This is a genomic window from Ohtaekwangia kribbensis, assembly GCF_042676245.1.
GTDB lineage: Bacteria > Bacteroidota > Bacteroidia > Cytophagales > Cyclobacteriaceae > Ohtaekwangia > Ohtaekwangia kribbensis.
In genome coordinates this window covers 77,910-92,998 of sequence record NZ_JBHTKA010000013.1, presented here as the reverse complement: position 1 = coordinate 92,998, position 15,089 = coordinate 77,910, and the positions used below count along the sequence as shown (strand labels likewise).

At 43.8% G+C, this 15,089-nt stretch carries 11 protein-coding genes; 7 read left to right on the top strand and 4 right to left on the bottom strand.

The genetic code is table 11. From position 1 onward, the window contains the following. Positions 1 to 66: 66 nt before the first annotated feature. A complete protein-coding gene (locus ACFQ21_RS25550) occupies positions 67 to 2,484 on the bottom strand; it encodes an ABC transporter permease (RefSeq protein WP_377584268.1) in 2,418 nt (805 codons plus the stop codon). 428 nt (positions 2,485 to 2,912) lie between these two features. Beyond that, on the bottom strand, positions 2,913 to 3,656 hold the full coding sequence (locus ACFQ21_RS25545; RefSeq protein WP_377584266.1) for a Crp/Fnr family transcriptional regulator: 744 nt from the start codon (positions 3,654 to 3,656) through the stop codon (positions 2,913 to 2,915). Positions 3,657 to 3,784: 128 nt separating this feature from the next. Between ACFQ21_RS25545 and ACFQ21_RS25540 the strand changes: the two genes are divergently transcribed. The 7 genes from ACFQ21_RS25540 to ACFQ21_RS25510 all read left to right on the top strand — a co-directional run bounded on the left by ACFQ21_RS25540 (position 3,785) and on the right by ACFQ21_RS25510 (position 12,829). After that, positions 3,785 to 4,045, top strand: a complete 261-nt coding sequence (locus tag ACFQ21_RS25540; protein WP_377584264.1) for a hypothetical protein — start codon at positions 3,785 to 3,787, stop codon at positions 4,043 to 4,045. Between the two features lie 126 nt (positions 4,046 to 4,171). Then, on the top strand, positions 4,172 to 5,035 hold the full coding sequence (locus ACFQ21_RS25535) for a sigma-70 family RNA polymerase sigma factor (protein ID WP_377584262.1): 864 nt from the start codon (positions 4,172 to 4,174) through the stop codon (positions 5,033 to 5,035). 142 nt (positions 5,036 to 5,177) lie between these two features. After that, the gene (locus ACFQ21_RS25530) at positions 5,178 to 5,792 is read left to right on the top strand and encodes an RNA polymerase sigma factor (RefSeq protein WP_377584260.1); all 615 of its coding nucleotides are present in this window, start codon (positions 5,178 to 5,180) and stop codon (positions 5,790 to 5,792) included. 50 nt (positions 5,793 to 5,842) lie between these two features. Then, positions 5,843 to 6,916: a FecR family protein gene (locus ACFQ21_RS25525; protein ID WP_377584258.1), complete on the top strand. Its 1,074-nt coding sequence runs from the start codon at positions 5,843 to 5,845 to the stop codon at positions 6,914 to 6,916. A gap of 240 nt (positions 6,917 to 7,156) precedes the next feature. Continuing rightward, a complete protein-coding gene (locus ACFQ21_RS25520; RefSeq protein ID WP_377584256.1) occupies positions 7,157 to 10,429 on the top strand; it encodes a SusC/RagA family TonB-linked outer membrane protein in 3,273 nt (1,090 codons plus the stop codon). A gap of 19 nt (positions 10,430 to 10,448) precedes the next feature. Continuing rightward, complete coding sequence (locus ACFQ21_RS25515; RefSeq protein WP_377584254.1) at positions 10,449 to 12,089, top strand: RagB/SusD family nutrient uptake outer membrane protein; 1,641 nt, start codon at positions 10,449 to 10,451, stop codon at positions 12,087 to 12,089. A gap of 401 nt (positions 12,090 to 12,490) precedes the next feature. Next, positions 12,491 to 12,829 (top strand): hypothetical protein, encoded by a 339-nt coding sequence (locus ACFQ21_RS25510; RefSeq protein ID WP_377584252.1) that lies wholly within the window; start codon positions 12,491 to 12,493, stop codon positions 12,827 to 12,829. A gap of 83 nt (positions 12,830 to 12,912) precedes the next feature. Here the strand turns inward: ACFQ21_RS25510 and ACFQ21_RS25505 are convergent, their stop codons facing one another. Further along, on the bottom strand, positions 12,913 to 13,566 hold the full coding sequence (locus ACFQ21_RS25505) for a dihydrofolate reductase family protein (RefSeq protein WP_377584250.1): 654 nt from the start codon (positions 13,564 to 13,566) through the stop codon (positions 12,913 to 12,915). A gap of 235 nt (positions 13,567 to 13,801) precedes the next feature. Continuing rightward, positions 13,802 to 15,067 carry an alkaline phosphatase family protein gene (locus ACFQ21_RS25500; protein ID WP_377584248.1) on the bottom strand — a complete coding sequence of 422 codons (1,266 nt, stop codon included), beginning with the start codon at positions 15,065 to 15,067 and terminating at the stop codon, positions 13,802 to 13,804. Positions 15,068 to 15,089: the final 22 nt, after the last annotated feature.

Genomic DNA, 15,089 nt, shown 5'->3' with positions numbered 1-15,089 from the left:
TAAATTTCAGTTCCTTCAATGACGAGGTACTAGTACCTTGTTTCTGGTTCTATATCACCTTAAAGACTATTCACTCTTCAACGTAGTGGCCGGGTTGATTCTTGCCATTGTCAGCGTGAGGTAGCCTAATGTAATCCACGATAGTAAAATCAAAAACATTCCCGCGCCAATGAAAATGAGTGGATTCAATGTAACGCGATAAGCGAAATTCTGAAGCCAGTTTTGCATGATCCAGATTACTACCGGTGTAGCGATGACTACGGCAACCAAAATCAGAATAGTAAAATCCTTAAGCAACAAAACCACGAGATTGCCGAACTCAGCACCGAGAACTTTTCTTACACTGATTTCTTTAGTCTTGTTGCGGAATGTGAGCGCTGCGATTCCCAGCAGTCCAAAGCAGGCAATCAAAATGGCTACTCCTGAGAATGCAATGATAACGCGATTGATATTTTGTTCATTGCGATATTGTTGGTTAAGATTATCAGTCAGAAAAAAGAACTCGAACGTAAACCTGTTGTCGAATTTTTTCCAGGTTCCCTCTATTTCCCTAATCGTTTTGTTGAAATCATTGGTGTTGAGTTTTAGAATGATGTAATTGAAACCATTATTTCCCAATTTGATCAGCAATGGTTTTACGGTGTGATGCAGGGATTGAAAATTAAAATCTTTCACAATACCGATCACAGTCGCATTCAGGGGATCGCCATCTCGAACCCAGGTAATTTGCTTCCCAACCGGATGGTCGAGCTGAAGATTGCGCGCAGTAGTTTCGTTAATCAGAAATGCATTGTCTGCATCCGCAGGATTCTCCCTTAGGAAATCACGTCCTTCTACCAGCGAAATGTTTAATACTTTAAGAAAATCGTGATCAACAACGAGTTCAGAAGCATCAATGTCATTTTCAGGATGAGTCGATTCAAAAATTTCATTTTGATTGAATGATCGACCCGGAATGTTGGAAGCTGCTGAAACTTCTTTCACACCGGCAAGCTGCCTGAATGCTGTCTCCACGTCTGCGAAGCGATCTCTCAATGCATCCTGATTTTTTACAGGTATTACAATCACTTCTTCCTTGCTAAAACCAACAGATCTGTTTTGAACTGCCTGAAGCTGATTGAAGATTACCACTGCAGCACAGATCAGTACCATCGATGCACTGAACTGGAAAACAGTAAAGGCCTTGCGAATCGAAGTTCCCTTTGGACTTTGCAGAAATTTGCCTTTCAGCGCTGCGGTTGGTTTTACTGACGCTAAGTAAAGTGACGGATAAATACCGGCAACAAGTCCAACCATTATTCCGATCGCTGTCAGAATCGCGATCAATGAGATCATCGAAAACTGAACTGTACTTTCCGTCATAAAGTTGAACATTGGAACCAGTATCTGAATCATAGCGAGCGACACGAGCATCGCTGCCAAAGCTACCAGTACAGATTCACCAGTGAACTGAATGATGAGTTGCCGTTTTAAAGCGCCAAGTGATTTGCGTATACCAATCTCCTTGGCACGCTCTGCTGATTGTGCGGTAGTAAGATTAATGAAGTTGATGCACGCGATGACAAGAATCAGAATTGCAGCAGCAATCATCATGTAAACATAATCGATGTTGCCATTGCCCTCCAGTTCCCAGCGAACATTTGATTTGAGATGAATATCAGTAATAGGTTGAAGTTTCAGTCCATAATGATTGTCCTCAAAGTATTTGAAATCTTCAGCTGACCAATCCACATAATTTTTGAGCCAGGGCATTAACTGACTTTCAAGTTTTTTTGCATCTGCTCCAGGTTTCAGTCTTACATAATTATAGTGTCCGAAATCTGCCCAGGTGTAGTACCGACTTTGCGGATCTTCGTCTGCCTTTTCAAGAACATAGGAAACTAGAAAGTCGAAATGAAAATGCGAGAGGTCCGGAACATCTTTGAATACCGCTACTACTTCGGTAAGCGTTTTGTCGTCATTGACTGAGAGAAATTTCCCGATAGGGTCTTCATCACCGAAATATTTGTGTGCGGCTTTTTCTGAGATCAGCAAGCCACCCATTTTTTTCAACGCCTTGTCGGGATCACCTTTGACGATCGGAAATGAAAAAACTTTGAAGAATGTGGTGTCAACTGCCAGCACACCGGTTTCATCGTATTGAATATTTTTCTGAGGGTTGCGGATGGAGAACGTCTCGCGTGTAAGGCCGGGGCCCCAGAGGGGAGAAAGACTTACAGCATTCTCTACTTCAGGAAAGTCGTGCACCATCGCCTGTGCAAGCGGGTGAGGAGTTCGTGTTTGTGGATTATCGTTTTCCCAGATTACGCGATAGATATTTTCTGAACCCTCATGAAATTTATCGTATGCAAGCTCTCGGCTAAGATATTGATTGATTAGGAACACGCATGTGATACCCAAAACAAGCCCCAGAATGTTAATGAGACTGTAATACTTGTTCTTGAGCAGATTGCGAAGCGAGATCTTAAAATAATTGATGATCATAAGTAAGGGTAAGGGTTCCGATGCCTTTGCCATTTTCGGGCCAGTGTGTAAAACTTGAAATTACTGGAGGTTTATTAAGGTATTTTGAAGATTTACCGTTCAGTTGTGAGGTTTGGTGATCGGTGGTGGACATGGTCTTTTGCTGGTTTCCTTACGTGTCTGTTTATGACTGGCTGCGTTTCGACTTCAGCGGTATAGGTGGAAGAAACGTCATAAATAACATCTTCGTGGCTCCTTGTAAGTTGAATATTTGAAGCAGTCATACTTCTAATGTTCATAAATAACCATAGGAGATGCATACACTCCGTAACTCCTCGTTTTTCATATAGCGGTTTGAGTGAATACACTTTTCCTCCGTTAGTCAAATTAAAGGTCTTGCGATCAGGCGGGCACGCAGAGCAGCGGAGAAGAATTAGAAATTGAATTTCCTAGAGCAGATTCTCTTTACGATTTAATCCCATCAGGTTCGCTTCCCGTATCATTTTCTCACGGTCAATAATGCGAATGACTTTATCATTTTTCTCAATGAGTCCCGCTTCTTTGAACGTCTGCAGGAGTCTGACTAAAGTCTCTTTCGCTGTACCTACCATGTTGGCGAGATCCGTCCGCGAGAGTTTTATTTCACCGGCTATATCCGGAGTATCACGAGATTTGAATTTTTCATCGAGCATCAACAAGTTGAAGGCAAGTCTTTCCCGCACAGACTTCGTTGCCAGGTTGGTGATCGAGTTAATGAACAAGCTGAATTCATGGCCCAGTGCTTTCAGAAGATTATAGGATAGCACCGTTGAGCTGTGAAGCACTTTCATGAAATCGTCTTTCGAGATAAAAGTAATTTCGGAATCTTCAATCGTGGCAGCAGAGTCCGGATAAAATTCACCACTGAGCAGCGCGTGATATCCAAGTAACTCGCCATCACTGCACAGGTAAAATATTTGTTCACCACCTTTTGCCGTAGGCTTGTACTTCTTGACTTTTCCTGATTGTATATAAAATATACCGGTGGGGATGCCGCCTTCCCGGAATATAATTTCTCCCTTCTTGTAGAGATGTGTAACCCCGGCTTTGGTCAGGAATTGCTGCTCTTCCCGTGTTAGCCCTTCAAAGAGCTGATCGGTCTTGAGACGAAAATTTTCAGATAGAAAGTTGCTAATCATAACTATCGGATCCATATAAAGGTGGCCAATTTACACATCCTGATCAGTATGAGTGTTGATTATAATCAATTCTCCAGATGATCATATTCAATTTTAATTACCGTGAGGTGCCATAACTTGCTTCCCATCACGAACGAAGTTCTATGAAGACTTTTTGTAACGAAGTTGTGGCAGACATCAAAGCTGCTAAAAATGAAGCTGAATTAATAAAGGTCATCAGCTATTCCATGTCGCGGATTCGTCACGACAAAAATACTGAACATGAATTCCGTTATATAAACGATATAATAGGTGCGCTCAGAAATATAGACCTGGCTGTGGCACCGGATACTCCTAACAACATCAAACTTGCCATTGCTATTTTGAGACAATTCCTGAAGGAGAACTCCGAGCGGATTTCCTAAAATCGTTTACCACATTCATTGCTATACATCCGGGTAAATATACCTTGACGCTGGATGAATTGAAGAGCAACGTATGAAGGACAAACCCCATCGGTATATTTTGTATTTAACGCACTCGAAAACATCATGAGGCAACTTAAGATAACGAAGCAGATCACAAATCGTGAGACACAGTCATTGGACAAATACCTGCAGGAGATTGGAAGAGTAAACCTGATTACTGCCGAAGAGGAAGTTACATTAACCAAACGCATCAGGGAAGGTGATCAGCAGGCCCTTGAAAAAATGGTGAAAGCGAATTTGAGATTTGTTGTCTCAGTGGCCAAGCAATATCAGAATCTGGGCTTGTCGTTAGGCGACTTGATCAATGAAGGCAATATAGGATTGGTGAAAGCTGCTATGCGGTTTGATGAAACACGTGGATTCAAATTCATTTCTTATGCTGTGTGGTGGATACGACAAGCCATCATGCAGGCCGTAGCGGAGCAATCCAGGGTTGTTCGCATTCCCTTGAACCAGGTAGGCTCTTTGAATAAACTCAACAAGACGTTCTCCCTGCTGGAACAGAAATTTCAGCGAGATCCTTCGGATGAAGAAATAGCAGAGGTACTGGCGATCGCTCCGGAAGAAGTCAGGAATACAGCACAAATGGGAAGTCGCCAACTCTCTATCAACGCTCCCTTTGTGAATGGAGAAGAGAATGCTTTGCTGGATGTGTTGGAAGATGAATCTGAAGGAACACCGGATTCTTCACTCATCAGTAATTCATTGCGATATGATGTGCAGCGCTCACTCGCTACATTGACGCAGCGCGAATCCGATGTTATATCACTTTACTATGGACTTAATGACCGCACGGCCATGACATTAGAAGAGATAGGTGAGCGATTTAACCTGACACGAGAACGCGTGAGACAGATAAAAGAGAAAGGCATCCGAAGACTCCGGCAAACCTCAAAGAGCAAAGTACTGAAAGACTATCTCGGATAGTTTTTCTACTTCTCACTTCTTTACTCCTTACTTCGCAGCCCCATACTTGTGTTTAAAAAGTGTATTTCGTACATTTTTTATCTCAATCGTTTGCATTGATTGGGTTTTAATTCTAATTTTTCGATGCAAAACCACTGACACGGTGTACACTAAACCTGAAAACCTTCCCGGCGATCCGCTATGGCAAGCATTTAAGAATGGCGATAAGGCATCTTTTGCGCGTATCTATAAAGAGTATGCAAAGCTGTTGCTGAACTATGGTAACAAGGTAACGTCAGACAAAACGGTTATTGAAGATAGCATCCAGGATCTCTTTGTGGAGTTGTGGCAGAACAGGGCAACGATCAGTGAAACAACCTCAATCAAATTTTACCTGTTCCGGGCGCTGCGTTATAAGATATGCAGGAACATCCATCAAAATGAGTTTCTGAATTTTGAAGACATCGATAACACGTCTGAACATTTTGATCACGCTGCTTCTATAGAGAATTTCTTCATAGGTCTTGAAGTACAGGCTTTACAGGCGAATCATTTAAAGAGCAGCATCAGCCAATTGCCTAAGCGCCAGCAGGAAGCTATCAACCTGCGGTACTATCATAACTTTTCAAACGAAGAGGTTGCGCACATCATGGGTGTAAATTATCAATCGGCCTGCAAGTTTATTTATACCGCGTTGCGCACGCTTAAAGTGACTCTCCGCGTTTCTTTCTCATCTTTTTTAATTTTTCTGAATTTTTTTTCAATCTACATGGATTAAAAACCAAGTCTTTGTGCATTAGTATATGATAGCGTTAGCAATCTTATACCATGGACTATACCAAATTTAGTGTTGAAGACTTTGCCGCCAATGAAAGCTTTATTGACTGGGTAAATCAATCCGACCCGGAAGCAGTAAAGTATTGGGAACTATATATTGCCGGGCACCCGGAGATTGCTCCGGTTGTAGAGAAAGCACGTACGCTGGTAATTAACCTGAAGCGCACGGAAGATATACCCGAAGATGACACACAGATCCAATCGATCTGGGCAAAGATTGAAGCACGTGTAGAGCATAAACAAACGCGAGTCTCATCGAATCGTACCCGCATAGCGATACTCGCCTCTGTAATTATAGTCGTTAGTGCTGGTATCTGGTGGCAGTTACAAACAGGTGATTCATCACCGGCTGCGGATCTATATACCTATCAGAATAAGAAAGACAATTATGCTGAGCAGATAAACGAAACAGGCAAGCCGCTGCGCCTTCAGCTTGCTGATGGCAGTATTGTGACGTTGCAGGATAAAAGCCGGTTGAAGTATAAATCAGACTATACCAACGTTACGGTCCGTGAAGTATACTTGCTGGGAGATGCATTCTTTGAAGTAACCAAAGATCCGTACAGACCATTCATTGTACATACCAACGAGGTACTCACCAAAGTATTGGGAACGAGCTTTCGCATACAGGCACCGGAAGGAGCGAGGAACATTATTGTATCTGTAAAAACCGGCAAGGTGTCGGTATATACTGCCAGCGAAGATGCAGAAGCTGATGATACAAAAGAAGGCGTGATTTTGCTGCCAAACCAGCGGGTGAAGTATGAACGCGCGGAGCAGCTGTTCGACAAGGAGCTTGTTGAAATACCGGAAGTAGTAAACCCTGCGGTAAAGTCAACCGACTTTAATTTCGATAACACCCCTATACGCACAGTCTTCAAAGTACTCGAAGATGCCTACGGTGTCGAGATCTTATACAACGAAGAACTGATGGAGAAATGTTTTATCACAGCGCCACTTGGATCTGAGCCTTTATTTGAAAAGCTCAAGATCATTTGCCAGACGATCGGAGCGAACTATGAAGTAATCGATACCCGGATTATCATCAACAGCTCGGGTTGCTAAAAATGTGATGGTATATATAGAGACATTAACACCAGCGCCTATGAAGTAAGAATACAAACAGCGTATAAAAAGCGATCGGTGATGTTGGGACACCACCGATCTGATTTTGCAATCCCGACCTTGAGATGATTCGCACTCAGTAACAAGGCCCCGGATAGTTTAGTCCACTATTACATGGAACCAAAACCTAACAAATTTATGAAAAAACGTCAGACGCTTTGCAGTTTGATTTTATCGATTATGAGATTTACCGGAATTCAGATCCTCCTGCTAACTGTTATCTCAGGTGCTGTTACAGCCACACCTTCTGACATCTTCGGACAAACCGTTCTGGATGAAGTCATTTCCATCAATGCAGAAGAGAAGAAGATAAAGCATGTTTTATCAGAGATCGAAAAATCAGTCCCTATAAAATTTACCTATAACCCACAAACGATAGCGATCGACCAACGCATTTCTATTGACTATCGTCATCAAAAATTATCCGATGTACTCGCAGGTATTTTTGGTCCGCTCAACATCCAGTATCAGCTTTCCGGTGAGTATATCATTTTGCGGAAGCGGATTGTACCGGACACAACACAAACTGCGGATAGCAATTTATCTTCGGTTGCTGTAGTTGTAACCGGCACTGTAACCGATGAAAGCGGTGCACCGCTTCCCGGTGTTAACGTGGTTGTGAAAGGTACCACGCTCGGCACAACAACCAACGCAGAAGGTAAATATTCCATTTCGCTGGCAGAAGGCACCGAGACTTTGATCTTCAGCTTTATCGGATACAAAACCGTAGAGCTGTCGCCTGGTAACAATACGGTGTTCAATGTTACACTCGAATCTGATGTAACGTCATTGGGCGAAGTGGTTGTGATTGGTTATGGAACGCAGAATAAAGCTGAGATAACAAGTTCGGTTGCGTCCATTAAATCAGAAAACTTTAACAAAGGAAATGTAACCGATGCGGGGCAACTCATTCAGGGTAAAGTGGCGGGGCTTACCATCTCCGTACCCAGCGGTGATCCTACGAGCAGCTCGCAAATATTGCTGCGCGGTAATACAACACTACTGGGCGCCAACGTGAGTCCGCTTATCCTGGTGGATGGTGTGCCCGGTGATCTTCGTACGGTAGCTCCGGAAGACATTGAGTCTATCGATGTATTGAAAGACGGATCTGCCGCTGCTATATATGGAACGCGTGGTACCAACGGTGTTATACTCATCACCACCAAACGTGCCAACGGTGTAGATGTAGCACGCGTTGATTACTCTGCGAGCTTCAGTACACAAAGTATATATAGGAAGCTCGATATGCTTACGGCTGAAGACTATAGACGCCAGATAGCGGATGGAACGCGCACCGCTTCAGCCGACCTGGGTGCCACAACGGATTGGCTGGACGAAATCATGCAGAGACCTTTTAACCAGATACACAACCTTACGTTTCGGGGTGGCAACAGTAAAACAAATTACCTGGCATCCTTCAACTACAGAGGTCTCGAAGGTATATTTCTAAAGTCAGACAACAAGACTTTTACAGGTCGCCTCGATGTAAACCACAGCATGTTTGATGACAAAGTAAATTTCAATTTTGGTTTTCTGAGTCAGGACAATCGCTATAATACATCCGGTGATGGATCAAGTTTTAACGGGTATACGTATCGTCAGGCACTGATCCGTAACCCGACAGCACCTGTAAAAGATGCGGAAGGAAACTGGCAGGAATATCCCGGTGAATTCAACTATGATAACCCGCTGTCGCGCCTGCAGGAATCTGATGGCATGAACCGCTCGCAGAACACACGTATCAATACACGCATAAGCTATAAACCTTTTGAAGGACTTACGCTGGCATCGTTGTTCTCTATTAACCGCTTTAACCAGACACGAGGCTATGCGGAAACCAAGAAACATATATCAACCGTTCGTTCAGGACTCAACGGGTATGTGTCGAACGGAACGCGTGAGACAGAAGACAAGTTGATGGAACTCACAGCACAGTATAGCAAGACGATCGGATCACATACCTTCTCAGTACTGGGTGGATACGGTTATCAGGATAATTACTATCGTGATTACTATATGCAGAACTGGGATTTTCCTACCGATATATTCTCGTATCATAACATCGACCTCGGTAATGCACTCGCAGAAGGAGAAGCCGTGATGCAAGGTTTTACTTCGAAGACAAACCTTATCAGCTTCTTCGGTCGCTTAACGTATAACTTCCGGGACAAATATCTTTTGATGGCAAGCTTGCGTCACGAAGCGGCCAGCCAGCTATATAAAACAAAAGATCCGTGGGGTACATTTCCCGCAGTATCCATAGGATGGCGCATCACCAATGAATCGTTTATGGACAACGTAACCGTGATCAACGATCTGAAACTTCGTGCAGGTTACGGTGTTACCGGCACACCCAATAGCAACGGCTTTGGTTCGGTGGCGTTGATGGGCTATGCTGATCCATTCTACTATAATGAACAGTGGGTACGTACGCTTGTGCCTTCACAGAATGAAAACCCATACCTGAAGTGGGAAGAGAAACATGAGACAAACGTTGGGCTTGATTTCGGATTGTTCAACAGTCGTGTAAGCGGAAGTATAGATTACTATAAGCGTGAGATTCGCGATTTGCTTTACGACTTCGCAGTGCCTCAACCACCAAACCTCTACGGTACTACACGCGCGAATGTAGGCGTGATGGAGAACAAAGGACTCGAAGTATTGCTGAACATTACACCGGTGCAGAAAGGAGATTTCGAATGGAACACGAGCTTTAACTTCTCTACAAATTCCAACAAGCTCGTAAGACTGTCCAATGACTTGTATCAAACCACCAACGACTATTTCACAGCCGGTGGCACGGGTGAACCCATCCAGACACATACGCACCTGGTGAAAGTAGGGGAGAAGATCGGAAACTTCCATGGCTTTAAAGCGGTGGATATTGACGAGAGCGGCTTGTGGATTTACGAGAATGCCAATGGTGAACAGGAAACGTCAGCGACCTTTTCAAAGTCGTTCGAGAATAAAAAAGTATTGGGTAACGGACTTCCGAAATACTACGCGGGCTGGAACAACAATGTGCGCTATAAGAACTTCGACCTGAGCATTACCATGCGCGGAGCTTTTGATTACCAGATACTGAACTTTGAAAGAATGTACCTGGAGAATCCGACTATTACCAACTATAACCGTCTGAAGTCATCGGAGGAAAAAGTATTTGGTAAAACGAAACTCAATGCACCGCTGGAGTTTAACAGCTACTACATTGAAGATGGTGACTTCTGGAAAATCGATAACATAACGATTGGTTACAACGTACCGAACTTGTCGAACTCTAAGTATATACGCTCGGCACGCATCTATATCTCAACGCTGAACACAGCTATCCTGACGAGCTACAAAGGTATAGATCCGGAAGTGAACCGACTCGGCCTTGACCCCGGCAATGACGGGCGTGACAAGTATCCGACTGCACGAACCTATACCATTGGATTTAATGTGAGCTTCTGAGTTAAAAATGTATTGAACCATGAAAGAAATCTTTAAATATATACGCCTGGGCAAATGTGCGGCTTTAGCCTTTGTACTTTCACTGGCTGCCTGTACCGAACTTGAACATGAAAACTATAGCACCATCGTATCGTCCGAGTTTGATCCGACCGAATCAGATATAGCGGCTATCGTAAGTGCAGGATATGTAGCGTGGAGACAAACCATGCTGGAGTGGAACGGTGTATGGCGCACACAGGAAGTGAGTGGTGATGAGGTGGTAATTCCGGCACGCCCCAATGGGTGGGTGGATGGCGGTATATACCGCAGGATTCATGAACACAAGTGGACTGCCAACGATGATAACGTACTGCAGGGATGGTCGCGCACCTATGCCGGTATTACCGTTTGTAACAAGATCATATACCAGATCGAAACAAACTATATTCCGCTGACAGACGAGAAGAAGGCTGAGACGCTGGCCGAACTTCGCGCGCTTCGGGCTTCATACTATTACCTGTTGCTGGATATATATGGCAACGTTCCGATCGTTACCGACTTCGATGTCCCGGAAGGTTTTCTTCCCGAGCAAAGCTCACGGCAGGAGGTATATAACTTTGTGGTGACTGAGCTTACCGAAAGTATACCCGACCTCAGCACGGCTCACGACATGACGATGTATGGCCGTTTCAACCGGTGGGCTGCGTATACGCTGCTGGCAAAAGTATATTTGAACTCGGAGGTTTATACCGGAACACCGCAATGGGCCAAGTGTATAGAAGCATGTGATTCGGTAATAACGCGCCCGAAGAATAAATATATACTGGAAACAACCCAGAAGAATGTGTTTATCACCGAGAACCAGAATTCACCGGAGATCATTTTTGGTTTGGCGATTGATGATAATTATACCAAGAACTGGAACACGTTTGATATTCACATGCAAACGCTGCAGCCTTCCATGCAGGCTACCTATAATTTGCAACAGAGTCCGTGGGGCGGCATGTGTGCTATACCACAATTCATCGATACATTTGATCCCGAGGATTCACGCCTCACTGAGAACTATATCTACGGACAGCAATACTCCGCAGCAGGCGAGGCGTTGGAATGCACTATGGGTGACCTGGCAGGTGAACCACTTGCATTCGTGAATGAATTACCCGGCGTTGATAAGTCGGAAGAAATACATGGCTATCGTTTTGGAAAGTTTGAGATTGCGAAAGGGTCAACCAATATTTTGAACAACGACTTTCCTGTATTTCGCTATGCTGATATATTGATGATGAAAGCGGAGGGTCTGTTGCGCACCGGTAAAGCAGACGAAGCGGCAGAATTGGTGACACAGGTAAGACAGCGCGCATTTAAGTCCAATCCTGATAAAGCTATAGTAACCGGTGCCCAGTTGCAGGAGGGAAGCGCATACGATTATGGTCTGCGAAATCACTTGCAATCAACTACCGAAGGTGGTGATGATATAGTATACGGACGTTTCCTCGATGAACTCGCGTGGGAATTTAACCAGGAGGGACGGAGACGCCAGGATATGATTCGCTTCGGTGTATTCCATACCAAATCATGGTTGTCTCACAGCGTATCCAACATCAATATGGCACTATATCCTATACCGGAAACAGAACGCAACAAGAATCCCAAGCTCGAACAGAACCAGGGATATTGATCGATCCGGGTCGGAAATTTTTAATATGCTGTGCACAGTTGAAATGGCTGTGCACAGCATATTCTTTTATACGGGAAATGGTTAAGAGGCATTGACGCCCTGCGGCACATAGAGTTAAGTCATGCAAACGCTGATGTGGTATGAAATGAAGTTCCTGAATTCACTTATTTAATAGCGACTGCGTTGCTTAACTATGCTTAATGTCAACTATATAATTTGGGTCGAAGCATTTTTAGATGCAAGTGCTTGAGTCACTTGATGATAGTTATTACGTAAAACATATTCTGCTTTTTGTGGATAACTAATTCAATTGATACTGAACACGTTCACCTTTTTGAAGAAAAGCAACTATTATCTGCAATGATTTTCTTCGATACTTGAGTGCCAGAAGAAAATACATCATGCAACAGATCGATTCGGGAAAAGATGTCGTGCCTTTGTCAGTGGATAGAGTGATTGACCTCATTCGAATCGTACGAAATGATCTTGTTAAAGACTTATTACAGGACGAATACCTGGCGGCTATATATGAAAATAAATATGGCAAGCCGCTGTCGAACATAAAACGTGAATTCATCAAGCGTGATTTGAAGGAGATGTTAATTTCTCCGGTAGATCTCGTTCACTACGCAGGTCTGATCACGCATGTACGGAATACCGGTACATTTTCATTGGTAGAAAAGAATTCCGATTTTTTCTACCGGGATGTTGATCGTGTCTTTGTAAAGTATTTGATATAGTCTGGTGCGAGGTAAAATTACTAATACGCGATTGGCGTATATGTACGTGTGTTAACATCACGTCAATCGCTATATATACCTTGTTATTGAACGTGTTTTCTTCGCTCGATTTCCAGTTCGGTGGGTTTTTCCAATGCAAATGAACCAAGTTCTATTTCACCTTTTGGAATATAGGTCGCCATGATCACTCCGGATTTTGAAACCTTATGATCAGTAAGTTGAAGACCTGATCCCATGCTTCCAGGCTCAAACAATCGCTTACCTTGTCCAAGTACAACCGGGAATATCCATACATGAAATTCATCCACCAGGTTGTGCCGCTGCAACGTCTGCAGCAAGTCGCTGCTACCATGCACTTGGATCTCGATGCCGTCCTGTTTTTTTAATTCACGAAGTTGCTGTACTATATCGTTGTTCAGGAACACCGTGTTTTGCCATAACGATGACGTGAGCGTATTGGTGGCTACATATTTCGTAGCTTTATTAAACTTGTCTGCTGTGGGATCATCTTTCACGAAAGGCCAATGCGCGGCAAAGATCTCATAAGTCTTTCGGCCCAGCAAAAGATCAAAAGAAGGTTTGGTGAATTCCCCCATTACCTGTTCCATGGCTTCGTCCCAATAGGACACTGACCATCCACCGTATTTAAAATTGTTAGCGCGGTCTTCTTCCGGGCCACCGGGTCCTTGCATAACTCCATCCAGTGTCGCAAACGTGTTGCATACGATTTTTCTCATAGTCGTTTTTTGTTTGTGTTAAGTATAAACTTCTATGCCAAACCTGGAATGCACAGCGATGTTGGAAAAGAACAAATCCGACACACTCAATTTTCCACATGAGCTTATCTCTCACTTGGGACAGTGACCTTAACCGTAGGATGATTCGTATTTCAGGTATATATCGTCTGCACAGTGTGAATGAACATGTATATATTACCCTGATTGATGAAACGTGTTTCTGTTTTGTTTATGGTTAGTAAGGCCTTCCAAACGGTCTTGTTCGTTTTTTGTTGATGTAATCTTTCTCAACAAGCCATACGTTCATCATATTGTAAGATCCCTTCACCAGTATTTTGCAATAGTCGGTTTTGTCAGGTAACTGGAAGGTGAAGCGGCCATTTTTGGTTTGTGTTGTTCCTATCTGTAGATATTTGTCATTGCCGCCTGTCTCGAAATTATTGGTGGTCGTTATCCATACTTCCACCTTTCCATCGGCATCAACCGGTGTCCAGGTGAGTGTGGCATTTTTTCCGTTACGTGTAGCCGCCAGGTTGGCTATCGACAATTTACCAATGAATGGAGCACCATCCATTTCCTCCTGAACTGCAGATGGAACCACAACATTCATAAAGCGCAGAATGGACGGAGCTATATCGACCACGGCTGGTTGCGAAAAATGTTTATTGAGTGGCTTTATATTCGTAACGACCCATGCATTTCGCTCGCGCGCTGATTGCCCGCCATGATTCTTGCCGGTTTGGGCATCTCTTCCGTGGTCTGTTGTTATTACAATCATCCACTCTTCACCATAAGTCTTCATACGCTGCTGCAACGCATTCCATATTCGTCCTACCTGGGCATCGGCTTTCCTGACGGCATCGGTAAACTCCGGACTGTCTCCATACATGTGTCCCATATCATCGGTAAACTCCAGGTATACCCACGACAGGTCCGGACCTTTATCCAATATATACCTGCCGGCTTCAGTGGAAATTTGCTCATCAATATCAAACATAAACTTCCGGTCCTTTGTATGCGGAAAGCGAACCGTGTCCAATTCAAGTCCATCGTAGGTATAGTCTATATCAATTCCTCCGGCCTCGGCCAGGTTTTCCCCGATAAGCTTGGTGCGGTTATCAGTCCAGGAAGAAAATATAGCGGTGGACAATGCAGGATTTGTTGTTTCGGCTATACGAAATATATTCCAATAGTGATAGTTGGGAGCCTTGATGTCATTGTCCCAAACGTTATGTTTATTAGACCATGTTCCGGTAAGTACATGATTATACCCGACAGCCGATATCGTTGGCGATTGATTGTAGCCATCCTTTGTTCCCCCCTGGTAAGCGTGTGTATAGCCGCCTTGCGCAGCAATCATATCCAGTACCGGAGTCTCTACTTTCTCAATTACATCCGCGGGGATTCCATCCAGAATAATAAATACAGCTTTCTTTTGTTGCGCAGACGCTGCAAACGTAAATATCAAACACCAGCAGAATGTTACTACAAATTTTATCATAGAGGTTGTGTTGCCTTCGAAA